Origin of the sequence: Bacillus mycoides (assembly GCF_001757995.1) — a bacterium.
GTDB classification, from domain to species: Bacteria; Bacillota; Bacilli; order Bacillales; family Bacillaceae_G; genus Bacillus_A; species Bacillus_A mycoides_B.
Map to the genome: position 1 here is coordinate 176,796 of NZ_LXLV01000073.1, position 24,451 is coordinate 201,246.

The window sequence follows — 24,451 nt, forward strand, 5'->3', positions numbered from 1 at the left end:
TGTTTGAAGTGGATAGTTTTTTTGTTTACTTAATTGCTTCATGAACTTTTAATTGTTTCCCTTTAATCGTTGTGTTTTTCATGATTTTTAAAACAAGTGGTCCTTTTCCGTTTAATATTTCAACGTAAGAAACATTGTCTTGTATTGTAATAATTCCTATATCTTCTGCTGTAACACCTTTAATTTTAGCAATTGTACCGACGAAATCTACCGCCCTAATTTTCTTTTTCTTCCCGCCATTAAAGTACAATTTCATAATTCCTTTGTTTAGGTCCGCATTTTTATCTTTCTTTATAATTGGTTTAGCATGTATCTTTTCCTCAAATACTGCTTTCCCTTTCATAACTTCTTCTTTTGAAGGTGCAAGTGCCTTTGGAATTTCAAAGCCGATGTACTCCTCAATCTCTTCTAAAAATCTATTTTCATACGGTGTTATGAATGTAATAGCTTTTCCTTTATTACCAGCTCGTCCCGTTCTTCCCGTACGATGTACATAACTTTCTTTTTCTAATGGAATATCATAGTTAATAACATGTGTAATATTATCAATATCAATTCCTCTAGCCGCCACGTCTGTCGCTACTAAATAACGGAACTTTCCTTTTCTAAAATCGTCCATAACTTCAAAACGATCTTCTTGTACCATACCACCATGTATTTTGTCACAAGGATAGTTAACGCGATTTAACTGTTTAAATACGTGATCTACATTTTCTTGTGTACGGCAAAAAATAATACAACTATCTGGATTCTCAATCGTTGTTACATCTTTAAGAAGTGAAAGCTTCTCCTCTTCTCTCGTCTCAAAAAGTGTATGTTCAATTTTATCTGTTGTAATCCCGGCAGCCTTAATTTCAATATGCGTTGGCGAATCCATATACTTACGAGATAACTTTTCAACATCTTCTGGAAGTGTTGCCGAAAATAACATTGTCATTCGTTTTGTAGGTAACTCGTCAATAATTGCCTCTACTTGATCGATAAAGCCCATATTCAGCATTTCGTCTGCTTCATCAATAACTAAATACTTCAAACACGCTAAAGAAAGAGTACCTTTTTCAATATGATCTAACACACGGCCAGGAGTCCCAACTACAATATGTGTTTTTTGCTTTAACTCTAATTTTTGACGTGCAAATGGAGATTTACCATAAACTGCAGCAGCCTTAATTCTTTTGAAGCGGCCTATATTCGTAATATCTTCTTTTACTTGCACCGCAAGCTCTCTCGTCGGTGTTAAAACTAAAGCTTGTGGCTTATTCTCTTCCCACTCCACCATTTCACAAAGTGGTATGCCAAATGAAGCGGTTTTTCCACTTCCAGTCTGTGATTTCACGACAAGGTCTTTCTTTTGCAAGGCAACTGGAATAACCTCTCCTTGCACTTCCGTTGGATGTTCATATCCTAAACCAGTAAGTGCTCTTACAATTTCTTTACTTAATGCATAATCAGCAAAACTTTTTTTACTCATATATTAACCTCTTTTTATTCTGTATTATTTTCTTTTTTCGCTTTTCCTATCAATGAATCATCATATACGTTATTATCACCTTATTCATTATACTTGAAAGCTCACATAAAAAGGCGAATCATTCGTGATTCGCCTGACTAAACAAAAGGATTTTCTATTTCAAAAAATTTATAAAAATATTATTTCATTATAAAAATAAACCTCTATCATTTCATATACTGTTCAACTAACTGATAGCACCTTTCCTTCGTACTATTTACCTTCGATGAAATAATTGCTAAACCTGACAATGTTCCCTGTCCGGATTCATTCCAAGCTGCCTCTGCTTTTTGATCTCGATACGTAATCCATTCACGTTGTTTCTCTCTTAAAGTGTTCATCTCACCCGTAGAAAGCTGCTTTTTCAAAACAGCATAAATCTCATTTAAAGCTGCATCCCACGCTTCGTATCTTCTTCCCTCTCCTTCTTTCATTTCAGTTGTAATCCCATTCTCATATAAATAATCGAATTTCTTCAAACTCTCCTCAATACTATTTAATTTACTAATATATTTTTCCCTTTCACCGGCAATAACTCTTTCTTTCTTAGGCTCTTCTACTTTCGGCTTCCCTTCATTTTTATTTTCTTCTTTTACTTTTTCCTCCTTAGACTTCTCATCTTTTGTTTTATCTACATCAATTGTCCTCGGCACAATCTGTGTGATTTGTTCATTCGCATTTTGATAATATACTTTAAACTGCTCTTTTCCTTTCGTTTCCCTAATAATTACATTCAGTTGATTTTTTACATCCGCAAACTTCTGCTCGTTTTTTAACTCCTCTACTTTAGCGAGCATTTGCTTATATTTTTCTTCCTCACCTTTTTGATTAGCTAAAACTTCTCGTTTTTCTTTTGCTTGTTTAGCTAATATAACTGGACTAACAGAACCATTTTCAATTTCCCTCAATAACGAAATTGCTCGGTCTATATTACTTTCCTGTAATGCTTCAATCATTTTATTCGTTTGATTCATCTTCAGCCTTATTTCCCGATCATCCTTCTTTTCTTTTAATGCTAATTCAAAAGATGCGACTGCTCTATCGTATTCTTTATTTTCCAATGCTAAATCCCCTTGTTTCTTTGCCTTATCAAAGGCATCATTATTGCTACATCCGGCAACAACCAACAAAGTTATTCCTATTGTTAGTATTAACTTTTTCATAGTATTTCCCCCAGTCCCCCTCGCTCAAAATAAGAAGCATACATACAATCTTATGCAATTATCGCAATTTTCCTTACTTTTTTTTATAAACGAACGTTACGCATAAGAAATCTATTTAAATTCGTTTTTAACGTTATTTTTAAAATATATTGGCTTCTTTTTTTAAAAATGTTAAGAAAATCTTTGACTTCTTACTAAAAATGATATAAATTATCCTATGGACGAACATTTTTAATCAATAAAAATAAAATATTCGTATTTTAGGGGTGTAAATGATGGAAAACGTATTTGACTATGAAGACATTCAATTAATTCCTGCAAAATGTATTGTAAACAGCCGATCTGAATGTGATACAACTGTCACTTTAGGAAAACATAAATTTAAATTACCTGTCGTACCTGCAAATATGCAAACGATTATAGATGAAAGAATCGCAACTTATTTAGCTGAAAATAATTACTTCTATATCATGCATCGTTTCCAACCAGAGAAACGAATCTCATTCATTAGAGATATGCAATCACGTGGATTAATTGCTTCAATCAGCGTTGGTGTTAAAGAAGACGAATACGAATTCGTACAACAATTAGCTGCTGAGCAACTTTCACCTGAATACATTACAATCGATATCGCACATGGTCACTCTAATGCTGTGATCAACATGATTCAACATATTAAAAAACATTTACCAGAAAGCTTCGTTATCGCTGGAAACGTCGGAACTCCAGAAGCGGTAAGAGAATTAGAAAACGCTGGTGCTGATGCAACAAAAGTTGGTATTGGACCTGGTAAAGTTTGTATTACTAAAATTAAAACAGGCTTTGGAACTGGTGGTTGGCAGTTAGCTGCACTTCGCTGGTGTGCAAAAGCTGCAAGTAAGCCAATTATCGCTGACGGTGGTATCCGTACGCATGGTGATGTAGCTAAATCAATTCGATTTGGAGCAACTATGGTTATGGTCGGTTCTCTATTCGCTGGTCATGAAGAGTCTCCAGGGGAAACAATCGAGAAAGACGGCAAACTTTATAAAGAGTACTTCGGTTCAGCTTCTGAATTCCAAAAAGGCGAGAAGAAAAACGTTGAAGGTAAGAAAATGTTCGTTGAGCATAAAGGTTCTTTAGAAGACACTTTAATCGAAATGGAACAAGATCTTCAATCTTCTATCTCTTACGCCGGTGGAACAAAGTTAGACTCAATTCGTACTGTAGATTATGTAGTCGTGAAAAACTCTATTTTCAACGGTGATAAAGTATATTAATTTTTAAATTTAACTCGAAGGACAAGCATTTTTATGCTTGTCCTTCTTTTTCATGTATAAAAATGTAAAATATTTTCATTTTACTGAATTTTCTAGTATCATATTTTTAGATACTTATTAATAAGGGGGATATAACAAATGAAAAATGTAATTGAGAAACGCCTTATTCGCGCGGAAGTCTCTACTGAATTGACATGGGACCTTTCTGATTTATACGAATCTGATAAAGAGTGGGAAACTGCATTACGTGTATTAACAGACGATATAAAAAAACTTGATGCATTTAAAGGACAATTACACACTAGCCCCGCTACCTTATTAAATTGCCTACTTTTAGAAGAAGAGCTTTTAATGAAGTTAACAAAACTCGGCGCATATGCAAATTTAAAAGAATCCGCTGATCGTACAGATTCAGTTATTCAAGCGAACTCTTCCAAAATGTCCGCTTTAGGGACGAAAGTACATACCGCACTATCCTTTATTCATAATGAAATTCTCTCCTTTGAAGAAGGAACAATTGAAAAATATTTAACTGAGGAAACAAAACTTGAGCCTTTCCGTAAATCGTTACTAGAAATACTACAAAAAAGGCAACACACGCTCTCTCCTGAAACAGAAGAAGCTCTTGCTGCACTCGGCGAAGTTCATAGTTCTCCCTACAAAATTTACGGCATGACTAAATTAGCCGATATGGATTTCTCTTCTATACAAGATGAACAAGGAAATGATTTACCTGTATCGTTTGCATTATTTGAAAGTAACTATGAATTTTCTCCAAGCGCATATATACGCAGAAAAGCATATTCATCATTTGTTTCCACATTGAAACGATATAAAAATACAGTTGCAACAACGTATGCTACTGAAGTAAAAAAACAAGTGGCGCTTTCTCGTTTACGCAAGTACGAGTCCGTTACCCATATGCTTTTAGAACCTCAAAAAGTTCCACTTGAAATGTATAACAACCAACTAGATATTATTTATAACGAATTAGCGCCTCATATGCGCCGTTTTGCAGATTTAAAAAAGAAAGTATTAGGGCTTGATCAAATGCTTTTCTGTGACTTACACGCACCGTTAGATCCTGAATTTAATCCAACCATCACATACGAAGAAGCTGGTAAATTAATTCAAAAATCTTTAAAAGTATTAGGACCTGAATATAATACGATTATTGAAACGGGCTTTAAGGAAAGATGGGTAGACCTTGCAGATAATATCGGAAAATCAACAGGTGCTTTCTGCTCTAGCCCGTATGTTTCCCATCCTTACATTTTAATTACATGGCAAAATACGATGCGTGGATGCTTCACATTAGCTCATGAATTTGGACATGCTGGTCATTTTTATTTAGCCAATAAAAATCAGCGCATTATGAATGTACGTCCATCTATGTATTTTGTTGAAGCACCATCAACGATGAATGAATTACTATTAGCCCAGCATTTACTAGCGACTACCGACGATAAGAGAATGCGCAGATGGGTTATTCTGCAACTACTCGGCACATATTACCACAACTTCGTTACCCATCTACTTGAGGGAGAATATCAAAGACGAGTATATACCCTAGCAGAAGAAGGGCAAGCACTCACAGCTACAACTTTAACTGAAATAAAAACAAAGGTCCTTTCGACATTCTGGGGAGATTCGGTAGAAATTGATGAAGGCGCTGGTTTAACATGGATGCGTCAACCTCACTATTATATGGGCTTATATTCTTACACATATTCTGCGGGCTTAACTGCATCTACTACTGTAGCTCAAATGATTAAAGAAGAGGGACAACCTGCTGTTGATCGCTGGCTTGATGTACTCCGTGCAGGCGGTACAATGAAACCACTTGAATTAATGAAACACGCTGGAGTAGACATGTCAAAACCAGATGCAATCCGTAAAGCTGTTTCTTACGTCGGTTCCTTAATTGATGAATTAGAGCGTTCTTATCAAGAATAAAAATAAGCCCTCGCTTTATGAGGGCTTATTCTATATTTACTTTCCAAATCTTTTGCGGTATCCGCACTTTCTACATAGTTCTTCTACTGCGACCCTTTTTGAAAATCCATCTACAATATTTTTCGCTCTATCGCCTTCAATAATATTAGAGAATGAATCATTATTAATATTTCCAAGATTAATAATTCCCTCACCATCTAAACAACAAGGAATAACCGTTCCATTCGCTAAAATACCTGCTTGATTTCGAAGACCATGACAGAATCCTTTTCCATCATCCTCTTCTTCATGTAATGCCGGCCACTGGAATTCATAATCTTGATTAATAAATACACGTTCCGCAATTTTTATACCTTTTCCTGGTGTAAGCTTCTCTTCAATTTTATAAGAAAGATCAAATTCATTTTCTATAATAGATAATAAATCTCTATTCCGCTGAATTTCAAGATTCGTTTTATTGTCCTGAGTTAAATTCCATAATCTTAGCGAAACAATTAAATCCGATTGACTTGTCGCCTCTCTAATGAAGGAAAGTATACTCCTTACATAGCCCTCTTTATCTTGCGAACCTGGGTGTCCATCAAAACTGTGCAGTGAAAAATTCATTTGTCTTAACGCAGGCTTATTTAACAGTCTATGCCTTCTCTTATTAATTAACGTTCCGTTCGTTGTAATATTAACTTTAAACCCTTTTTCATGGCTTAAATCTAATAGTTGATCTATTTTTGGATGGAGCAACGGCTCACCCTTCACGTGCAAATAAATGTAGTCTGTGTGAGGTTTAATTTGGTCTAATCTTTTAGCAAAATCCTCTACAGAAATGAATTGCTTCTGCCTTTCCGTCGGCGGACAAAAGCTGCACGCAAGATTACATACACTCGTAATCTCCAAGTAAAACTTCTTAAACTTCTTCACCTTTAATTCCTCACTTCTCTGACTACTTATACTTTTTCCTCTTCATATTACAGCATATTTTTTTAAAAATAGAAACATACTTATTTTAGGAAATCTATATACCATTCATTAATGTTTAAAAGACCATCGGTGATTTTTGTCCAATGGTCTTTTTTACTCTTTATATACAAATGAAAAATTTATTTATGATACGGTTCACCACGATTAATACGAAATGCTCTATACACTTGCTCAAGCAATACTAATCGCATTAATTGATGTGGTAATGTCATCTTCGAGAAAGAAAGAGATTCGTTTGAGCGCTTCATTACTTCAGAACTAAGCCCCAGTGATCCACCAATTACAAATGTGATTTTGCTCTTTCCATATGTAGCAAGGCGATCTATACTTGCTGCAAACTCTTCTGATGATTTTTGTTTTCCTTCTATTGCTAATGCAATGACGTGCGTATCATCAGAAATTTTATCCAGTATACGTATGCCTTCTTTTTCTTTTACAATTAACATTTCTGCTGCACTTAAATTTTCTGGTGCCTTTTCATCTGGCAATTCAATTACTTCTACTTTTGCGTACGAAGATAATCGTTTTAAGTATTCTGCTATACCTTGTTTTAAGTATTTTTCTTTTAATTTTCCGATTGAAATAATCGAGATATTCACATCTATTCCCCACCTTACAAACACGTTATCCACAGTACTTATCCACATATCCACAAATGTTACCCACATATTGTGTGAGAATCTGTGTTCGATACAACATATGTCGCCTCATTTTGACAAAATTCACATGTTTTTTTCTCTTCTTTAGAGTTATCCACATTGTTGATAACCGGTGCAACTTCACACTCATCCACAATGATATCTAATGCTAATTCAACATGTTCTAAACAACAAGGTAAATTCATATTCTTCACCTCACTTTTCTACAATAGAAAACAGGAGGTAGGCCCTCCTGTTTTTAATACTTTTGAATGCCTAATTTCACCGTTGTTGTCGCTCGTTTTGTACCACGATAAAACGTAAGGGTCATTTTATCATTAATTTTTTTATTATATAAGGCCGTGCGGAACCCAATAATATCGTGCACCGCTTTTCCATCTACCGCCACAATAACATCATGTTCTCTAAGACCCGCATCCGTACCTGGAGAAGGACTTTTCACATCTAAAACACATACTCCTTCTGTTACGTTACCTGGTAATTGTAACGTTTTTGACCAATAGTAACTCGGAATCTCATTTAATGATCTTAGTTCAATCCCAACATAAGGTCTTTTTACTTTACCGTATTTCTCAAGTTCATTCATAACAGGGACGGCTCTTGTAATCGGAATAGCTAGTCCAATTCCTTCTACTTCTTTTGCTGCAATTTTCATTGAGTTAATACCAATTAATTGCCCTGCTGCATTTACAAGTGCACCACCACTATTACCTGGATTAATTGCAGCATCTGTTTGCAATACTTCTACTTGCCAATCGTAATGTCCATCTTGATCTAAATCTACAGGAACAATACGCTCATTAGCCGAAATAATACCTTGTGTGACAGTCCCAGAAAATTGTAGCCCAAGTGGATTTCCAATCGCAATAACTGGTTCTCCTCTACGAACGGTATTAGAGTCGCCAATTTCAATCACTTTCTTCACATGCTTCGCATCTATTTCTAGTACCGCTAAGTCTGTGACTACATCGGTTCCTAATACTTTACCTGGAATTTTCTTACCGTCACTTAAGCTCACTTCAATACGATTCGCCCCAGCAACAACGTGGTTATTCGTTACAATATACGCATGTCCATCTGTTTTCTTATAAATCACACCAGAGCCTGTACCAGCTTCCGAATCAGCCTCTGAAAAATCGTCTCGTTGAATATTAATAACACCAACAACAGCCTCTGAAGCTCGATCAACAGCGTCTACAAAGCTAATCTGTTTAACAGGAACACTTCCAGTTTGAGCCTCAGCCATATTTTTTTCACTCGCTTCAGCTTGCGGAAGCTTACCGGCATGATTTGAAAATAAAGGGGCTCCAAATGCAAATAATGAAGCCCCTACAATTGTTCCCGCTATGCTAGAAATGACGATACCTTTATGCTTCTTTTTCCCTGCACGTTTTATACGATACTTTTCTTCATCAATAAAGGACATATTTGTTCACCTATCTTCCTAAAAAACAACTATATTCACCTTTATTGTTTACTAAAATGAAGAATTATACGTATTGAATTTTCGTAGGCATTTTTGGATCTGTGTCATGTATTTCAAAGGCTTCTCCCACTCCAAAACCCTTTTCTTCTAACACTTGTGATACAGACATACGCGCTAATTCTTTCATGTTATTATCTAAGCTTAAATGCGCTAAATAAATGTGTTTTGTCTCGTCTGTAATAACATCCGCCATCGCTAATGCAGCATCCTCATTACAAACGTGACCTACATCACTTAATATGCGTCTTTTAATGCTCCATGGATAGCGTCCCATACGAAGCATTTCCACATCATGATTGCTTTCAAATACGAAAGCATTCGCTCCCTTAATAACACCTTTCATACGGTCACTTACGTATCCCGTATCTGTAATAAGAGCTAACTTTCTATTATTGTTATGAAAAGCATAAAACATCGGTTCTGCCGCATCATGAGAAACACCAAATGATTCAACTTCAATATCCCCAAATGTTTTCACGTCTCCTACTGAGAAAATGAATTTTTGATCAGTTGGGATATTACCTATTAAATGTTCCATTGCATTCCATGTTTTCTCGTTCGCATAAACAGGTAAATCATATTTACGCGCCAATACACCTAATCCTTTAATGTGGTCACTATGCTCATGTGTTACAAGAATACCTGATATGTCATTTATATTCAGTTCAGCTTGCTTAAATAAGGCCTCTGTAGCTTTACCACTTAAACCTGCATCGACGAGCAATTTTTTTTCATCTGTTCCTACATATAGCATATTCCCTGTACTCCCACTTGCAAGTACACTAAAGTGCATACTCATTCTTTCTCACTCCATTATGTTCTTCCGGCACTTGAGTTTCCCCTAATTCCATAACTTGTCCTTCAATTGCATTCACAAAATAGTCCTTTTTCTGCTCTGTCTTTAAGTTCCACGTTGGAGCAAGCACTTGTATATTAGAAGAAGATTCAGCTAGAGTCGCATATCCAATCTGCGCCTCTTTCACGTGCGTATTTTCTGCAATTTTATTTTTTACATATATATTTTCTAAAGCTGTTTGAGCAGTGATAATTTCTTGTTCTTTCGTTTTTTCACTTTCGCCCATTTCCTTCAAATCCGTTAACATTGTTTGTGTATACGAAACAAGCTCATTTTTTTCATTCAAATCTACAACAATCATTGCATGATTGTTGTAGAAAATCGGCTTATCCTTATACTTTTGAAAGAAATAAATTTTTGAATCTTTCATTGCCCCAAACTCGTATTTCTGCCCATCAAGCACGTAGCTTTTTAAGAAATCATTATACTTGTCCTTTGATAACGATTTTGCATTTAAAAATGGTTCTTTCAACTTACTTTCTATCTTATATTCTTCTTGCAGATGCACTGTTTGATTTTTTAAAGACTGCACATCTTCTTCCTTAAAGCTTTTATTTTTCGCCATAATAAACGACTCTTTTTTCGGCTCTTTAGGAAAACTCCCCATAGTAATTTTAGACTCTTTTAATTGTTGATCAATTTTTGTTTCTGTCACAAGTTCCAATTGATTACTATCTTGCTTTTGAATGAACTGAAAGATAAGAAAGAGATCTAAAACAAAAAAGGTCACAATAAATATGGTTTTAATTCGATCCCAATCCATTTAGTCCCCCCTCACTCCATTCAAATATTTTTTGCTTACCATTTTCTTCACATTTTACATACCATATTGGCTTTAAAATAATGTTTTTTCCTTCGTTGATGGAATCTTCCAATGATAACTTATAACCAATTCCAACATCCTGAATTGAATTTTTATCAATTTGCGGATTATTCTCTAATGATGTCATCACTGTACGACCCGATGCGAGAGAAGTTGTTAGTTGTTTACTAGGCAATTTGAAACTTGGATCAAAAAAGGATCTTTCATACTGCATGATTTCACCTGAACCCCATGCTTGCTTTAATTCCGCCATTCCATCGCTATTAAATACAGGCAACCCATCCTCATAAAAACGGAAGGACGTTTTCCCCTTATTAATATAATCAAAACGATAGAGTTTTAACGCACCACTATGCCCACTTACAAAGTCAAAACTTTTTTGTAAAAGTGCTGCATTATCCATAGATTCATCACTATGTACAGCGGAGTTTTTGTATTTCAACATTGCATTTGACTGATCAATTTCCATAGAACGTATACCATCTGTAAATGTTTTCTTTGATTTCTCAGAAATAGGGCTTAAATAACGTGGATCACTAAATAATGCATTTTTAAATGTATCCTCATCTAACCTAGATCCAAAATACTCTACCTCACTTAATTCCGTAATTCCATCTGGTAAGTAAAGTTTTTTTCTATCACTTATTTGATATTCAAAATACGGTCTCGCGACTGTTATAAGTTGATTTTGAGCATTTATAACATCCTTTACGTAAACACCACTCAATTTTGCTTCATATATTTTACGATAAGGATAAGTATCATAGGAAACAAAACTAATTTTAATTTCTTGGTCCTTACTTCGAGAAGGGTCAATTATAATACGATTGAAACTCCTATTACCTTCTATGTTTTTATCCTTAAAATTAAACATACTTTTAATCGTACCCAGTGGAATGTTTGTAGGAAAAACAAATTCGATTTTTTCTTCTCCATGTACATACGAAAGAAAATCACCTTTAGGAACTGTCCCTGTTATTTCCTTTAAATCATGTAACTCTCCATTTTCAAGAATTCTATAAATTAAATCCACATTACTCTTGTTTTCACTCACATAATGATTTTTCTCTTTATGAACGATTACAGAGGATGGGCGAACAACCTCCGAAATCTTTATCGGATTTATATCTTCGTTACCTTGAACGAACTTTGTATTTTGCATAGAAGTAGAATCAGGAACATATGTCCATAAGTTAAAAGTAAGAAATAGGCTAATAACAACTAAATTAATTAAAACTATCGTTTTAAAGTTTTCCATACTCATTCCCAATCGTCCTCTTCATCAGTTGCCATTGGCAGTGTGAAATAAATAGTTGTTCCTTTTCCTTCCTCACTTTTCGCCCAAATTGAGCCGCCGTGTGCCTCAATCATTTCTTTCGCAATGGCTAATCCAAGACCTGTACCACCCATTTGTCTTGAGCGAGCTTTATCTACACGGTAAAAACGTTCAAATATTTTATCTACATTTTCCTTCGGGATACCCATTCCTTGATCACTCACACTAATTTCTAATAACTCACCACGGTCACGCAGGCGATATGTTACTGTGCCACCTTCTGGCGAATATTTTAATGCATTGGAAATAATGTTATATAAAACTTGTGTAATTTTGTCTGTATCCATATCAATAAATCGAGATTTTTTAGAGAAAGATCGTTTGAAGCTTACATTTTGCTCTTTAGACATTTCAAAGCGATCGATAACGTTATTAAAGAAATCAGTAAAGTCGACCCATTCCTTCATTAAGCGATGTTCTGTACTATCTAGTTTAGATAGTTGTAACAACGCATTTACAAGTCTAATCATTCTTTCTGTTTCTTCTTGTGTAACCGTTAAAAATTGCGGTGCGATATTCGGATCTTGCCATGCACCATCCGTAAGTGCTTCTAAGTAACTGCGCATTGTTGTTAACGGTGTTCTTAGCTCATGAGATACGTTCGCAACAAACTCACGACGCTCTCGCTCTATACGCTCCTGCTCCGTTACATCATATAATACAGCAATTAAACCATTTGCCTTCCCTGTTTCTTTTTGAATGACAGAGAAACTAGCACGTAAAATATATGGTTCATTCCTCGTACTAAAATCTAATAAAACTGAATCAGGTTCTTCATATAAATGATCCAGCGTAAATTCTTCTTGTATCCCTAACACTTCTAAGACAGATTGATCTAATGCCGTTTCACGCGAAACATTTAACATTTTTTCCGCAGGATCATTTAATAAAATGATGTCGCCTTTTCGATCAGTAGCAATTACTCCATCTGTCATATGTGATAAAACAGATGATAATTTGCGTCTCTCACTCTCTGTTGAAGAGCGGGCTTGTTGTAATTTTTTTGATAAATTATTGAAAGATAATGCTAGTTGTCCAATTTCATCATGGCTATGCACTTTTACTTTTCTCGAATAGTTTCCTTTTGCCATTTCAATTGCTTGTCTCCGCATATCTGAAATTGGTCTCGTAATTGTTTGAGCCAATAAAATTCCAAGTACAGCTGTTACTAGTAAAGCAATTACTGTCCCCGTTGCGAAAATTTGGTTTATATCTTTCATTTGTTTATACACATCTTCCATAGATGCAACAATACGAATGACGCCAAGTACCTCTCCTTCTTGCTCTTTTAGAATAGGAGTAATCATCACTTGAACCCGATGACCTGTTTTCACGTCTTTCTCAACCTTTGACTCTGGTTTTTTTTGTACCATTACCCTTTGTACAGCTGTGTCTGCTGACGTTCGTCCTACTTTATTTTGCTTAGACGCGTCTGAAATTGCCATTAATTTTTTAGTAGAATCAATTACGCTTATTTCTTGAATATCTCTCTTACGATCCGATGCAAATTTTTGAATCGAATCATTAATAGCTTTATCTACTGATTCTGCTTTAGGACGTTCTTTTACAAACTCTTGCTTCAAGTTATAAGAAAGTAAATTTGTTTGCTGCGTTAAGGAATCTTGAAAACCTTTTACAAGGCTTTTTTCTAATTCCCTAACGAAATATACACCAATTACTTGCATTGCTATTAATATTAACAGCATATATATGAGCACAAATTTTAAATGAATAGATTGAAAAAAACCAACTTTCTTCATATACTATTCCTGTTCTGGGTCACGCAAGTAATACCCTACCCCGCGTCTAGTTACAATTAAAGTAGGATGACTTGGATTATCTTCAATTTTTTCACGTAAACGACGTACTGTTACGTCTACTGTACGTACATCTCCAAAATAATCATAACCCCAAACTGTTTGTAATAAATGTTCACGAGTCATAACTTGACCTAAATGCTTCGCTAAATAATGTAGTAATTCAAATTCACGATGTGTAAGCTCAATGCTTTCTTCACGCTTCGTTACACTATAAGCATTCGAATTGATAACGATTGGTCCAATAACCATTTCAGTATTTTCTTCTTTCTCTGCAGCACCACCCTGCTGATGACGACGTAAATTCGCCTTCACACGGGCAAGCAACTCCCTCGTACTAAATGGCTTCGTTACATAATCATCCGCCCCAAGCTCAAGCCCTAATACTTTATCAATTTCAGAGTCTTTTGCTGTAAGCATAATAATTGGCATTTCTGAGCTTTTACGTATTTCACGACATACCTCTAAACCGTCTTTTCCCGGTAACATAATATCTAATAAAACCATATCTGGCTGTTCTTCATTTGCTTTTTCAATCGCCTCATCACCATCATGCGCCATTACAATTTCAAAACCTTCTTTTTCTAGGTTGAACTTCAAAATATCCGCAATCGGCTTTTCATCATCAACTACTAAAATTTTCTTTCCCATCATCGTCTATTTCCTCCTTATAAAAATATGATCAATAATCCTCAAACATATTGGTGTTTCTATAGTATGTTCCTATATGACAACAATCTTAGTCTAAGTATTTCTCCTCTATTCTCATAGACTCATGTATCATCCACTTTTACACGGAATCCTATACGATCTATAGAAAAACCTCTAGCTTCAACTGCTAGAGGCTCCTTATTCTATTGTAAAATAACTACCCACTTTTGTAAAACTGGACAAAATAAAAAGGATATTAAGTGGGCCCACTTAATATCCTGAGAGTGGCTCGGGACGGAATCGAACCGCCGACACGAGGATTTTCAGTCCTCTGCTCTACCGACTGAGCTACCGAGCCAAAACTATATATAAAACCACTAATGGTGGTATAAACAAAAGTGGCGGTCCCGACCGGGGTCGAACCGGCGATCTCCTGCGTGACAGGCAGGCATGTTAACCACTACACCACGGGACCAAAAATGAACATAAAAAAACATGACCCGTACGGGATTCGAACCCGTGTTACCGCCGTGAAAGGGCGGTGTCTTAACCACTTGACCAACGGGCCACGAAAAATAAAATGGTGAGCCATGAAGGATTCGAACCTTCGACCCTCTGATTAAAAGTCAGATGCTCTACCAACTGAGCTAATGGCTCATACTCACCAACGTCATATTTTCGTGACGACAAGACATATCATAACATGTTATCTTTTGTTTTTGCAATACCTTTTTTTATTTTTTATAAAAGATAAGAAAAAACTCATGAGAACATGAGTTTTTTCTTAAAAAAATCAATTTCTTATATCAATTAAGCTTCGTATACATTACGAACGATATTTGTTTGATTACGATCTGGTCCAACTGAGAACATAGATAATTGGATTCCTGTTAATTCAGAAACACGCTCTACGTATTTTCTTGCATTTTCAGGAAGTTCATCCAATGATTTCACAGCAGTAACATCTTCTGTCCAACCTGGAAGCTCTTCATATACAGGCTCACATTTCGCTAAAATGTTTAAGTTAGCTGGAACTTCATCGATAACTTCGCCATTGTATTTGTAAGCAACACAAATTTTAAGAGTTGGGATACCTGTTAATACATCGATAGAGTTTAATGATAAGTCTGTTAAACCACTAACACGACGTGCATGTCTTACAACAACGCTATCGAACCAACCCACGCGGCGCGGACGACCAGTTGTTGTTCCGTATTCACGACCAACTTCACGAATTTGATGACCGATTTCATCATTAAGTTCCGTAGGGAATGGACCATCACCTACACGGCTTGTATATGCTTTACATACACCTACAACGCGAGTAACTTTCGCAGGACCAACTCCAGTTCCAACTGTTACACCACCAGCAATTGGGTTAGAAGATGTAACGAATGGATACGTACCGTGGTCGATATCAAGCATAACACCTTGTGCACCTTCAAATAATACACGATGATTGTTATCTAGTGCATCATTTAATACGACAGATGTATCGCATACGTAATGTGCGATTTGTTGTCCGTATTCGAAGTACTCTTCAAAGATTTCTTCTACGCTGAAACCTTCTGTATCGTACATTTTTTCAAACAAACGATTTTTTTCCACTAAATTGCGCTCAAGCTTCTCTTTAAATGCTTCACGGTCTAAAAGATCAGCCATACGGATACCAATACGAGCAGCTTTATCCATATATGCAGGACCGATACCTTTTTTCGTTGTACCGATCTTGTTATCACCTTTACTCGCTTCTTCTAACTCATCTTGTTTTAAGTGATAAGGTAAAATAACGTGCGCACGGTTACTTACACGTAAATTATCAGTACTTACACCACGATCGTGTAAGTATTTTAACTCTTCAAGTAATGCTTTCGGATCTACTACTAAGCCGTTTCCGATTACACAAATTTTCTCTTTATAGAAAATACCAGATGGAATTAAGTGTAATTTATATTTAACTCCGCCGAAAACAATTGTATGTCCCGCGTTATTTCCACCTTGATATCTTGCAACTACTTCCGCATGCTCAGAAAGAAAATCAGTGATTTTACCTTTTCCTTCGTCGCCCCATTGTGTTCCTACAACTACTACTGAAGACATTATTAAAGCACCTCCGCGATTTTCAAACGATCTATTCAAACAATATAATTGTACCAAAACAGAAAAAGAAGTCAACCAAAAAGCGAACATTTTTTTATCGAAAAACGTTTTCGTTCGTAAGAATTACATATTCACCTTATGAAAGCCCTATCTTTCATATAAAAAAAAAGAAACACATCTTATTATAAGAAATGCGTTTCTTTTTTATACTGCCTTTATGCGTGCGGTGCATGTCCATCCTCAAAGCGGCGTTCTAAGTTGACGAATTTATTAAATTCCTTAACAAACGCAAGCTCTACTGAACCTACCGGACCATTACGTTGTTTTGCAATGATAATTTCAATTGTATTTTTATTTTCTGTTTCACGATCATAGTAATCTTCACGATATAGGAAGGCTACAATGTCAGCATCCTGCTCGATACTTCCTGATTCACGAATGTCAGACATCATCGGACGTTTATCTTGACGAGATTCTACACCACGAGATAACTGCGACAAGGCGATAACAGGTACTTGCAATTCACGTGCAATCCCTTTTAATGTACGAGAAATCTCAGATACTTCCTGCTGACGGTTTTCTCCTGATTTCCCACTTCCTTGAATAAGCTGTAAATAGTCAATTAAAACCATCCCAAGACCTTGTTCTTGCTTTAATCTACGACATTTTGCTCGAATCTCATTTACTTTAATCCCTGGTGTATCATCAATATATATACCAGCATTAGAAAGGCTACCCATCGCCATTGTTAATTTCGCCCAATCATCAGAAGTTAATGAACCGGTACGAAGTCTTTGCGCATCAATATTTCCTTCTGCACAAAGCATACGCATAACAAGCTGATCAGAGCCCATCTCCAAACTAAAAATCGCTACATTTTCATCCGTTTTTGTCGCTACGTTTTGTGCGATATTTAATGAAAATGCAGTTTTCCCTACCGATGGACGCGCCGCCACGATGATTAAATCATTTCGCTGGAAACCTGCGGTCATCTTATCTAATTCAGTAAATCCAGTTGGTATTCCCGTAACTTCACCTTTTTGATTATGCAAAAGTTCAATTTTATCATAAGCATCTACAAGAACATCTTTAATGTTTTGAAATGCTTTTGCATTTGTTTGATGAGATACTTCTAATATTTTTTTCTCAGCCTCATTTAAAAGGCCGTCCACATCATCTTCTCTCTCGTATCCATCCGATACAATATGAGTCGCCGTTCGAATTAAACGACGTAAAAGCGCCTTTTCAGCGATGATGCGTGCATAATATTCTACGTTAGCAGCTGTTGGAACAACTTCTGCTAATTCTGCTAGATAAGAAACCCCACCAACTTCTTCTAGTAATCCTTGATCGGCCATCGCTGATGTCATTATTACTAAGTCAATTGGTTCTCCCTTATCAGACAACCCAAGCATGACTTCAAAAATCTTTTGATGTTTCGTTCGATAAAATGAGTCAGGTACCAATAGTTCCGATGCTGACGTTAACGCATCCTGATCAATTAATATGGCACCTAAGACTGCCTGCTCAGCTTCTATATTATGCGGAGGGGTACGATCAGCCATTACATCACTCATGCGCAATCCTCCTTGCTTAATTTATTTTTATTGTTCACTAACATGAACTTTTACTGTTGCTGTTACTTGCGGATGCAATTTCACAGTGACGTTTGTATAACCTAATGCACGGATTGCATCATCCATTTCAAATTTACGTTTATCAAGTTTAATCTTGTGTGACTTTTGCATTACATCTACAATTTGTTTACTCGTGATAGAACCAAATAAGCGGCCACCTTCTCCAGATTTCGCCTTTACTTCTACAGTTAATTTCTCTAATGTTTCTTTCAGCTCTTTTGCATTCTCAACTTCTGCCGCTGCGTCTTTTTCTTCTTTGCGCTTTTGAGCATCTAAAATTTTCATACTGCTGTTTGTCGCTTCGGCAGCTAACCCTTGTTTTAGTAAGAAATTATTTGCATAACCGTCTGGTACGTTTTTTATTTCTCCTTTTTTACCTTTACCTTTTACGTCTTTTAGAAAAATTACTTTCATGATTGTGTGCCTCCCTGTAAATAGTCATCAATAACAAATCGAAGCTTCTCCTCCGCTTCATCTACTGTAACATTTTTCATTTGTGTGGCTGCATTTGTTAAGTGCCCGCCACCTCCTAAATTCTCCATAATTAGCTGTACATTCAATTCACCTAAAGATCTACCACTAATTCCAATGAAATTTTCTCCACGTTTTGCAATAACAAACGATGCAATGATACCTGTCATTGTCAATAATGTGTCTGCTGATTGTGCAATAAGTACTTGGTCATAATATTCATCACCATCAACTTTAGCAATCGCAATTCCATTTTTATAAATGTACGCATTTTTAATGGCTTTTGCAACTCGTAAATACTGACCCATATCTTCTTTTAAAAGTTCTTGTACAAGTACAGTGTCTGCGCCATGCGAGCGTAAATAAGAAGCGGCATCAAATGTGCGAGCGCCTGTACGGAATGTAAAACTTTTCGTATCAACAATAATACCAGCTAACAATGCCGTTGCTTCTAACATTGTCATCTTTAAATTTTTCGGTTGATACTCAAGTAATTCTGTAACAAGCTCTGCCGTTGAAGAAGCGTATGGCTCCATATAAACAAGCAACGGATCTTCAATGAAATCTTCCCCGCGGCGATGATGGTCAATAACCACTACATTTTCAATCTTATGTAACAGTTTTTCCTCCATCACCATTGAAGGTTTATGCGTGTCAACAACAACAAGTAATGAATCATCATTTGCAAATTCCATCGCTTGCCCTGGTGAAATAAAATGTGACCATAACTCTTCATTTTGTTTCACTTTATCCATCAAACGTTTGATTCCTTTATCAGAATCATTTTCATCTAATACAATATATCCTTTGCGCTCATTTAATTGAGCTACCTTTAAAATACCAATCGCTGCACCAATCGCATCCATATCAGGGGCTCTATGCCCCATTATAATGACATTACTGCTTTCTAATACTAAATCCTTTAATGCATGTGAAATAACTCTAGCACGTACACGAGTACGCTTTTCGACCGGATTCGTCTTGCCACCGTAAAACTTAACTTTACCCGTTGCTTGTTTAATAGCTACTTGGTCTCCTCCTCGTCCTAACGCAAGGTCTAAACCAGATTGAGCCATCGCTCCAAGCTCCGATAAAGGTAAATCACCCGAGCCAACACCAACACTTAACGTAAGTGGTATATTCCTTTTTGATGTTTCTTCACGCACTTGATCCAAAATACTAAATTTCCCTTTCTCCATTTGCGCTAAAATACTTTCATTTAGTACAACGAAGAATCTTTCTGAAGATGCACGTTTCAAATATGCACCATACTTAACGGCCCATTCATTTAGACGTGACGTCACAAGACTTGTTATATTCGTGCGTAATTGATCATCTAACCCTTGTGTAACTTCATCGTAATTATCTAAATAAATAACAGCTAAAACGGTGCGCTGATCCTCATACATTTTTTCAATCTCTGTTTGCTCAGTTACATCAAAAAAATAAATTAGTTTTTCTTCTTTCCTTACAAACACACGGAACTTTCGACTATTTAAAGATACTATATCGTCAGAAGTCTCTCCTTTAATAAAAAGGAGTAATGTTTCTGATACATCGTACAGATGCCACCCAGCTAATGCATGTTGCCCCAAACATGAAGACAAGTAAGGATTTGCCCAATCAATCCCATACTCCTTATTGTATAACAATATACCGATTGGCATCTGGTTGAATGCTTCGTTACTCACTTTTTTTACCCTAGTAATCATATCTGTCGTATACTTTTCAAAATTCCTTTGAAAGTTAAGTTCAAATCGTATAACTAAAAAGAAAACGATGCTAAAAATAAAAAAGGCGGCTATCCCCATAATTAAGTGAAAATAACAAAGAATCGAGATTAGCACCAACACAAAAAATGCCAATACGTAAACAGGATATAAAAACCACTGTTTCTTATAAAATTCAGGCATGTATACAACTCCTATAACGTAAAACCAACTCAATTTCTAGTTAGTTAAACAGATTAAACACCTTAAAACAGCATAAAAATGCTGTTTTATCCCTTTGTTTTTCATTGCATTTTAGAACGCAATGAAATCCCTAAATCAATTATACCTAAGATTGTCACAAGAGGAAACAGCATTGGAATAAACATACATACGATAAAACTAATAATAGGAACGCCTTTCGTAAAACCTTTTTTGTGTGCTAAAAAGGTGATAAACGTTAATCCTTGCAATACAAGCAGCAACGCAAAGATTACATATAGATTAGAAAATACCATATGTAAATATGATGTTGGTTCAACTTTTATGAAAGTTGATAGCAAAATAAATATGACGTAATACCAGACAATACTCTTTGGCAATTGTATATCTTTAAATTTAGGCCAAGGTGTCACGTCGTACTTTAATTTTCTCAAAACACTACCTGATATTAGCACTGTGATCCAAGAAAAACATACAGAAACTAGCACAAGTATACTTGGAAATAACGTTTGTAGTATATCATTCATTTGTGCAAACAACTCTTTTTGTTCCTTACTAACTGGCATACCAGCAGCATTTGCTATTTTTTCACTTTGTACCATACTTTCTTTAAACATATTTTGCATTTGCTTCATTAAATCTATGTTAAAAAACTTTATACTCCCCACATAAATGAGCATCATACCAATTAAATATGCAAGTGTTCCAGCTATTAATATCTCCACTGGTTTTTTCCCTTTTTTATACATAGATCCTAATACAACACCTACTAATCCAAACATCACTGTCTTTATGAGACTAATTGGTTGACTCACGATAACTGTAACAAAAAGCGCCGCTACAAAAATCATGAATACATTAGATAGTTTATATCTTACTGTTAATAATATAAATGGTAACGGCAACGCAAATATTGCAACTGTACCTAAAATCGGAACATACATAGATATCAGCAATAAAATTGCATATATCGCCAATAACGCTGCACCCTCAGTAATAAATTTCGTACTTTTCATCATCTAACCTCTCTTTCAAAAAGAAAAGCATAGCAAAATGCACAGTAGAGTCCGACTCTACTGTGCATTTCATACGCTATTATTCACCAACATATGGTAAAAGTGCCATTTGACGAGCACGTTTAATTGCAACTGTAAGTTTGCGTTGGTATTTTGCGCTTGTTCCTGTTACACGACGAGGTAAAATTTTACCACGCTCAGAAACGAAACGTTTTAATAAATCAACATCTTTATAGTCAATGCGAGTGATGCCGTTAGATGTGAAGAAACACACCTTACGACGTTTCGCACGTCCACCTTTGCGTCCTGCCATGTCTATTCCCTCCATTCTTTGTTAAAAATAGCCGATTCATACCATTAAAATGGTAAATCGTCGTCCGAAATGTCAATCGGTTGACCAACATTCGAAAATGGATCGTCATTCTTCGTAAATCCAGAGTTACCAGTGTTACCTGAGTTACCTGGATTACTAGATTGACCAAATGGGTTAGAGCTTTGGTTACCGAAACCAGCTCCTGATGGTTGCTGATTGAATGAACCACGTTGCTCCCCACCGCCATTACGCGGCTCTAAAAATTGTACGCTCTCCGCAAGAACTTCTGTTACATATACACGTTTACCATCTTGTCCATCGTAATTACGAGTTTGAAGACGTCCGTCTACGCCTGCTAAGCTACCTTTTTTCAAATAATTTGCCACGTTTTCTGCTTGTTTACGCCATATTACACAATTAATAAAGTCAGCTTCACGCTCACCTTGTTGATTCGCAAATGCGCGATTCACAGCTAACGTAAAAGTAGCTACTGCAACACCATTGGGCGTGTAACGTAAGTCAGGGTCCTTAGTTAAACGACCAACGAGGATAACACGATTCATCAATCGAACCACTCTCCCTTATATATCAATTATTTTTCTTCTTCTTTAACAACGATATGACGAAGGATATCTTCGTTGATCTTAGCTAAACGGTCGAATTCGTTAATCGCCTCTGAGTTAGAGTTCACGTTTAAGATCATGTAGAAACCTTCACGTAAGTCGTTGATTTCGTAAGCTAAACGACGCTTACCCCACTCTTTCGTGTTAATGATTTCTGCACCATTGTTTGTTAAAACACCTGCAAAACGTTCAACTAAAGCTTTTTGAGCTTCTTCTTCAACGCCAGGACGAATGATGTACATAATTTCGTACTTTCTCATTACACTTTCACCTCCTTTTGGTCTAAACGGCCCATAATGGGCAAGGAGCAATTAATTTATAGTAATTACTCACGAGTTTAGATTATATCATAGTAAGTTATATGAATCAACTCACCAATACGTAAAAAACTTGGCAAACATATAATATATTTGCCAAGTTCATATCTTTATTTTTCCTAGGAAATATTAAATTAAACGTTAAAGCGGAAGTGCATAACATCTCCGTCTTTTACGATATACTCTTTTCCTTCTAAACGTACTTTTCCAGCTTCTTTTGCAGCTGTCATAGAACCGTTTGTCATTAAATCATCATAAGAAACTGTTTCTGCGCGAATAAATCCACGCTCAAAGTCTGTATGAATTACGCCAGCACATTGTGGTGCTTTCATACCTTGTTTAAACGTCCATGCACGCACTTCTTGCACACCAGCTGTGAAGTAAGTAGCAAGTCCTAATAAGTCATATGCAGCACGAATTAATTGATCTAAACCAGATTCTTCAATACCTAGTTCTTCAAGGAATACTTTTTTCTCTTCTTCGTCTAACTCAGCGATTTCTGATTCGATTTTTGCACATACAACGATAACTTGAGAATTTTCATTTGCAGCAAATTCTTTTACCATTTGTACATATTTATTTTCAGAAGGATCCATAATATCATCTTCACTTACGTTTGCTACGTATAGCATTTCTTTCGTTGTAAGTAAATGAAGGCCTTTAACAATCTTCATTTGCTCTTCTGTAAATTCAACAGTACGAGCTGGTTTTCCCTCTTCAAAAGCTTCTTTTAAACGAACTAAAATTTCATGCTCATATACAGCTTCTTTATCTTTTTGTCTTGCTAACTTCGCAACTCGTTCGATACGTTTATCAACAGATTCCAAATCCGCTAAGATTAGCTCTAAGTTGATTGTTTCAATGTCATCGATTGGATCTACTTTTCCTGAAACGTGCGTAATATTTTCATCTTCAAAACAACGAACAACTTGGCAAATTGCATCTACTTGACGAATGTGAGATAAGAATTTATTTCCTAACCCCTCACCTTTACTCGCACCTTTTACGATACCTGCGATATCAGTAAATTCGAATACAGTCGGAACAGTTTTTTTCGGTTCTACTAATTCCGTTAATTTATTTAAGCGCTCATCTGGTACTTCTACAATCCCTACGTTTGGATCGATTGTACAGAATGGATAGTTCGCAGATTCTGCTCCTGCTTGTGTAATTGCATTAAATAAAGTGGACTTCCCTACGTTAGGTAATCCAACAATCCCAGCCGTTAATCCCATATTTTTCACTCCTATGTCTCAATCTTTCATCATTATAGATAGTAACGAAAAAAATGACAAGTTTCCACTAAATGAAAAAAAGCAACGGCTGTCTACTGCAGCTGTTGCTTTTTCACTATTCTTCATGCTTCACAAGTATTTTTTTTACCTTACGATCAAACTCTCTTCGAGGAATCATTACCGAATGGTCACACCCCTCGCACTTAACGCGGATATCCATTCCCATACGAATAATCTTCCAGCGATTTTCACCACATGGATGGGCTTTCTTCATTTCCACAACATCGTACAAGTTATATTGCTTTTGCTCCATTCTC

At 36.0% G+C, this 24,451-nt stretch carries 23 protein-coding genes and 4 tRNA genes; 2 read left to right on the forward strand and 25 right to left on the reverse strand.

Annotated elements, in window-relative coordinates:
- Window positions 1–25: 25 nt before the first annotated feature.
- Window positions 26–1,471 carry a DEAD/DEAH box helicase gene (locus BWGOE10_RS27215; RefSeq protein WP_070145731.1) on the reverse strand — a complete coding sequence of 482 codons (1,446 nt, stop codon included), beginning with the start codon at window positions 1,469–1,471 and terminating at the stop codon, window positions 26–28.
- 206 nt (window positions 1,472–1,677) lie between these two features.
- Window positions 1,678–2,673: a lysozyme inhibitor LprI family protein gene (locus BWGOE10_RS27220; protein ID WP_070145733.1), complete on the reverse strand. Its 996-nt coding sequence runs from the start codon at window positions 2,671–2,673 to the stop codon at window positions 1,678–1,680.
- A gap of 275 nt (window positions 2,674–2,948) precedes the next feature.
- Between BWGOE10_RS27220 and guaC the strand changes: the two genes are divergently transcribed.
- Both guaC and pepF read left to right on the forward strand, forming a co-directional pair.
- Window positions 2,949–3,932: a GMP reductase gene (guaC, locus tag BWGOE10_RS27225; protein ID WP_000432440.1), complete on the forward strand. Its 984-nt coding sequence runs from the start codon at window positions 2,949–2,951 to the stop codon at window positions 3,930–3,932.
- A 138-nt stretch (window positions 3,933–4,070) separates the two neighbouring features.
- Entirely contained in the window at window positions 4,071–5,888 is a 1,818-nt protein-coding gene (gene pepF, locus BWGOE10_RS27230) for an oligoendopeptidase F (RefSeq protein ID WP_070145734.1), read from the forward strand.
- A gap of 36 nt (window positions 5,889–5,924) precedes the next feature.
- Here pepF and BWGOE10_RS27235 read toward each other — a convergent pair whose 3' ends face one another.
- The 23 genes from BWGOE10_RS27235 to BWGOE10_RS27345 form a co-directional block, all read right to left on the reverse strand.
- Window positions 5,925–6,803: a radical SAM/SPASM domain-containing protein gene (locus BWGOE10_RS27235; RefSeq protein WP_070145736.1), complete on the reverse strand. Its 879-nt coding sequence runs from the start codon at window positions 6,801–6,803 to the stop codon at window positions 5,925–5,927.
- Window positions 6,804–6,982: 179 nt separating this feature from the next.
- Entirely contained in the window at window positions 6,983–7,462 is a 480-nt protein-coding gene (rlmH, locus tag BWGOE10_RS27240; RefSeq protein WP_002123590.1) for a 23S rRNA (pseudouridine(1915)-N(3))-methyltransferase RlmH, read from the reverse strand.
- A 59-nt stretch (window positions 7,463–7,521) separates the two neighbouring features.
- Window positions 7,522–7,707 carry a CxxH/CxxC protein gene (locus BWGOE10_RS27245; protein ID WP_002035001.1) on the reverse strand — a complete coding sequence of 62 codons (186 nt, stop codon included), beginning with the start codon at window positions 7,705–7,707 and terminating at the stop codon, window positions 7,522–7,524.
- 53 nt (window positions 7,708–7,760) lie between these two features.
- Window positions 7,761–8,948 carry a S1C family serine protease gene (locus BWGOE10_RS27250; RefSeq protein WP_070145739.1) on the reverse strand — a complete coding sequence of 396 codons (1,188 nt, stop codon included), beginning with the start codon at window positions 8,946–8,948 and terminating at the stop codon, window positions 7,761–7,763.
- 64 nt (window positions 8,949–9,012) lie between these two features.
- Window positions 9,013–9,807 carry an MBL fold metallo-hydrolase gene (locus BWGOE10_RS27255; protein WP_002144575.1) on the reverse strand — a complete coding sequence of 265 codons (795 nt, stop codon included), beginning with the start codon at window positions 9,805–9,807 and terminating at the stop codon, window positions 9,013–9,015.
- Entirely contained in the window at window positions 9,791–10,627 is an 837-nt protein-coding gene (locus BWGOE10_RS27260; protein ID WP_070145741.1) for a two-component system regulatory protein YycI, read from the reverse strand. The genes BWGOE10_RS27255 and BWGOE10_RS27260 overlap by 17 nt, the downstream gene beginning before the upstream one ends.
- Complete coding sequence (locus BWGOE10_RS27265) at window positions 10,608–11,951, reverse strand: YycH family regulatory protein (protein WP_070145743.1); 1,344 nt, start codon at window positions 11,949–11,951, stop codon at window positions 10,608–10,610. Before BWGOE10_RS27265 ends, BWGOE10_RS27260 begins: the two co-directional genes overlap by 20 nt.
- On the reverse strand, window positions 11,948–13,783 hold the full coding sequence (gene walK / locus BWGOE10_RS27270) for a cell wall metabolism sensor histidine kinase WalK (protein WP_070145745.1): 1,836 nt from the start codon (window positions 13,781–13,783) through the stop codon (window positions 11,948–11,950). Before walK ends, BWGOE10_RS27265 begins: the two co-directional genes overlap by 4 nt.
- A gap of 3 nt (window positions 13,784–13,786) precedes the next feature.
- Entirely contained in the window at window positions 13,787–14,494 is a 708-nt protein-coding gene (gene walR / locus BWGOE10_RS27275; protein WP_000971867.1) for a cell wall metabolism DNA-binding response regulator WalR, read from the reverse strand.
- Between the two features lie 282 nt (window positions 14,495–14,776).
- A tRNA-Phe gene (locus tag BWGOE10_RS27280) sits at window positions 14,777–14,849 on the reverse strand.
- A 41-nt stretch (window positions 14,850–14,890) separates the two neighbouring features.
- Window positions 14,891–14,966, reverse strand: a tRNA-Asp gene (locus BWGOE10_RS27285).
- Between the two features lie 21 nt (window positions 14,967–14,987).
- Window positions 14,988–15,059, reverse strand: a tRNA-Glu gene (locus BWGOE10_RS27290).
- Window positions 15,060–15,072: 13 nt separating this feature from the next.
- Window positions 15,073–15,148 (reverse strand) — tRNA-Lys (locus tag BWGOE10_RS27295).
- A 153-nt stretch (window positions 15,149–15,301) separates the two neighbouring features.
- Window positions 15,302–16,591, reverse strand: coding sequence for an adenylosuccinate synthase (locus BWGOE10_RS27300; protein WP_070145747.1), 1,290 nt, complete (start codon window positions 16,589–16,591; stop codon window positions 15,302–15,304).
- Between the two features lie 215 nt (window positions 16,592–16,806).
- Entirely contained in the window at window positions 16,807–18,168 is a 1,362-nt protein-coding gene (dnaB, locus tag BWGOE10_RS27305) for a replicative DNA helicase (RefSeq protein WP_002016457.1), read from the reverse strand.
- Between the two features lie 27 nt (window positions 18,169–18,195).
- Window positions 18,196–18,642 (reverse strand): 50S ribosomal protein L9, encoded by a 447-nt coding sequence (gene rplI, locus BWGOE10_RS27310; protein ID WP_002123577.1) that lies wholly within the window; start codon window positions 18,640–18,642, stop codon window positions 18,196–18,198.
- The gene (locus tag BWGOE10_RS27315) at window positions 18,639–20,612 is read right to left on the reverse strand and encodes a DHH family phosphoesterase (protein WP_002068737.1); all 1,974 of its coding nucleotides are present in this window, start codon (window positions 20,610–20,612) and stop codon (window positions 18,639–18,641) included. Before BWGOE10_RS27315 ends, rplI begins: the two co-directional genes overlap by 4 nt.
- A gap of 101 nt (window positions 20,613–20,713) precedes the next feature.
- Window positions 20,714–21,646, reverse strand: a complete 933-nt coding sequence (locus BWGOE10_RS27320; RefSeq protein WP_070145780.1) for a YybS family protein — start codon at window positions 21,644–21,646, stop codon at window positions 20,714–20,716.
- A 79-nt stretch (window positions 21,647–21,725) separates the two neighbouring features.
- Entirely contained in the window at window positions 21,726–21,959 is a 234-nt protein-coding gene (gene rpsR / locus BWGOE10_RS27325) for a 30S ribosomal protein S18 (RefSeq protein WP_000918874.1), read from the reverse strand.
- A gap of 44 nt (window positions 21,960–22,003) precedes the next feature.
- On the reverse strand, window positions 22,004–22,525 hold the full coding sequence (gene ssb, locus BWGOE10_RS27330) for a single-stranded DNA-binding protein (RefSeq protein WP_002113227.1): 522 nt from the start codon (window positions 22,523–22,525) through the stop codon (window positions 22,004–22,006).
- Window positions 22,526–22,551: 26 nt separating this feature from the next.
- Complete coding sequence (gene rpsF, locus BWGOE10_RS27335) at window positions 22,552–22,842, reverse strand: 30S ribosomal protein S6 (RefSeq protein ID WP_001233782.1); 291 nt, start codon at window positions 22,840–22,842, stop codon at window positions 22,552–22,554.
- Between the two features lie 191 nt (window positions 22,843–23,033).
- Window positions 23,034–24,134 carry a redox-regulated ATPase YchF gene (gene ychF / locus BWGOE10_RS27340; protein WP_000524664.1) on the reverse strand — a complete coding sequence of 367 codons (1,101 nt, stop codon included), beginning with the start codon at window positions 24,132–24,134 and terminating at the stop codon, window positions 23,034–23,036.
- Between the two features lie 115 nt (window positions 24,135–24,249).
- On the reverse strand, window positions 24,250–24,447 hold the full coding sequence (locus BWGOE10_RS27345; protein ID WP_000436054.1) for a DUF951 domain-containing protein: 198 nt from the start codon (window positions 24,445–24,447) through the stop codon (window positions 24,250–24,252).
- Window positions 24,448–24,451 lie beyond the last annotated feature (4 nt).

Excerpts from the sequence above, each read along its gene's own strand:
- BWGOE10_RS27215 (WP_070145731.1), bottom strand. The coding sequence starts at position 1,471 with ATGAGTAAAAAAAGTTTTGCTGATTATGCATTAAGTAAAGAAATTGTA.
- BWGOE10_RS27220 (WP_070145733.1), bottom strand. The coding sequence starts at position 2,673 with ATGAAAAAGTTAATACTAACAATAGGAATAACTTTGTTGGTTGTTGCC.
- guaC (WP_000432440.1), top strand. The coding sequence starts at position 2,949 with ATGGAAAACGTATTTGACTATGAAGACATTCAATTAATTCCTGCAAAA.
- pepF (WP_070145734.1), top strand. The coding sequence starts at position 4,071 with ATGAAAAATGTAATTGAGAAACGCCTTATTCGCGCGGAAGTCTCTACT.
- BWGOE10_RS27245 (WP_002035001.1), bottom strand. The coding sequence starts at position 7,707 with ATGAATTTACCTTGTTGTTTAGAACATGTTGAATTAGCATTAGATATC.
- BWGOE10_RS27250 (WP_070145739.1), bottom strand. The coding sequence starts at position 8,948 with ATGTCCTTTATTGATGAAGAAAAGTATCGTATAAAACGTGCAGGGAAA.
- BWGOE10_RS27255 (WP_002144575.1), bottom strand. The coding sequence starts at position 9,807 with ATGAGTATGCACTTTAGTGTACTTGCAAGTGGGAGTACAGGGAATATG.
- BWGOE10_RS27260 (WP_070145741.1), bottom strand. The coding sequence starts at position 10,627 with ATGGATTGGGATCGAATTAAAACCATATTTATTGTGACCTTTTTTGTT.
- BWGOE10_RS27265 (WP_070145743.1), bottom strand. The coding sequence starts at position 11,951 with ATGAGTATGGAAAACTTTAAAACGATAGTTTTAATTAATTTAGTTGTT.
- walK (WP_070145745.1), bottom strand. The coding sequence starts at position 13,783 with ATGAAGAAAGTTGGTTTTTTTCAATCTATTCATTTAAAATTTGTGCTC.
- walR (WP_000971867.1), bottom strand. The coding sequence starts at position 14,494 with ATGATGGGAAAGAAAATTTTAGTAGTTGATGATGAAAAGCCGATTGCG.
- BWGOE10_RS27300 (WP_070145747.1), bottom strand. The coding sequence starts at position 16,591 with ATGTCTTCAGTAGTAGTTGTAGGAACACAATGGGGCGACGAAGGAAAA.
- dnaB (WP_002016457.1), bottom strand. The coding sequence starts at position 18,168 with ATGAGTGATGTAATGGCTGATCGTACCCCTCCGCATAATATAGAAGCT.
- rplI (WP_002123577.1), bottom strand. The coding sequence starts at position 18,642 with ATGAAAGTAATTTTTCTAAAAGACGTAAAAGGTAAAGGTAAAAAAGGA.
- BWGOE10_RS27315 (WP_002068737.1), bottom strand. The coding sequence starts at position 20,612 with ATGCCTGAATTTTATAAGAAACAGTGGTTTTTATATCCTGTTTACGTA.
- BWGOE10_RS27320 (WP_070145780.1), bottom strand. The coding sequence starts at position 21,646 with ATGAAAAGTACGAAATTTATTACTGAGGGTGCAGCGTTATTGGCGATA.
- rpsR (WP_000918874.1), bottom strand. The coding sequence starts at position 21,959 with ATGGCAGGACGCAAAGGTGGACGTGCGAAACGTCGTAAGGTGTGTTTC.
- rpsF (WP_001233782.1), bottom strand. The coding sequence starts at position 22,842 with ATGAGAAAGTACGAAATTATGTACATCATTCGTCCTGGCGTTGAAGAA.
- ychF (WP_000524664.1), bottom strand. The coding sequence starts at position 24,134 with ATGGGATTAACGGCTGGGATTGTTGGATTACCTAACGTAGGGAAGTCC.
- BWGOE10_RS27345 (WP_000436054.1), bottom strand. The coding sequence starts at position 24,447 with ATGGAGCAAAAGCAATATAACTTGTACGATGTTGTGGAAATGAAGAAA.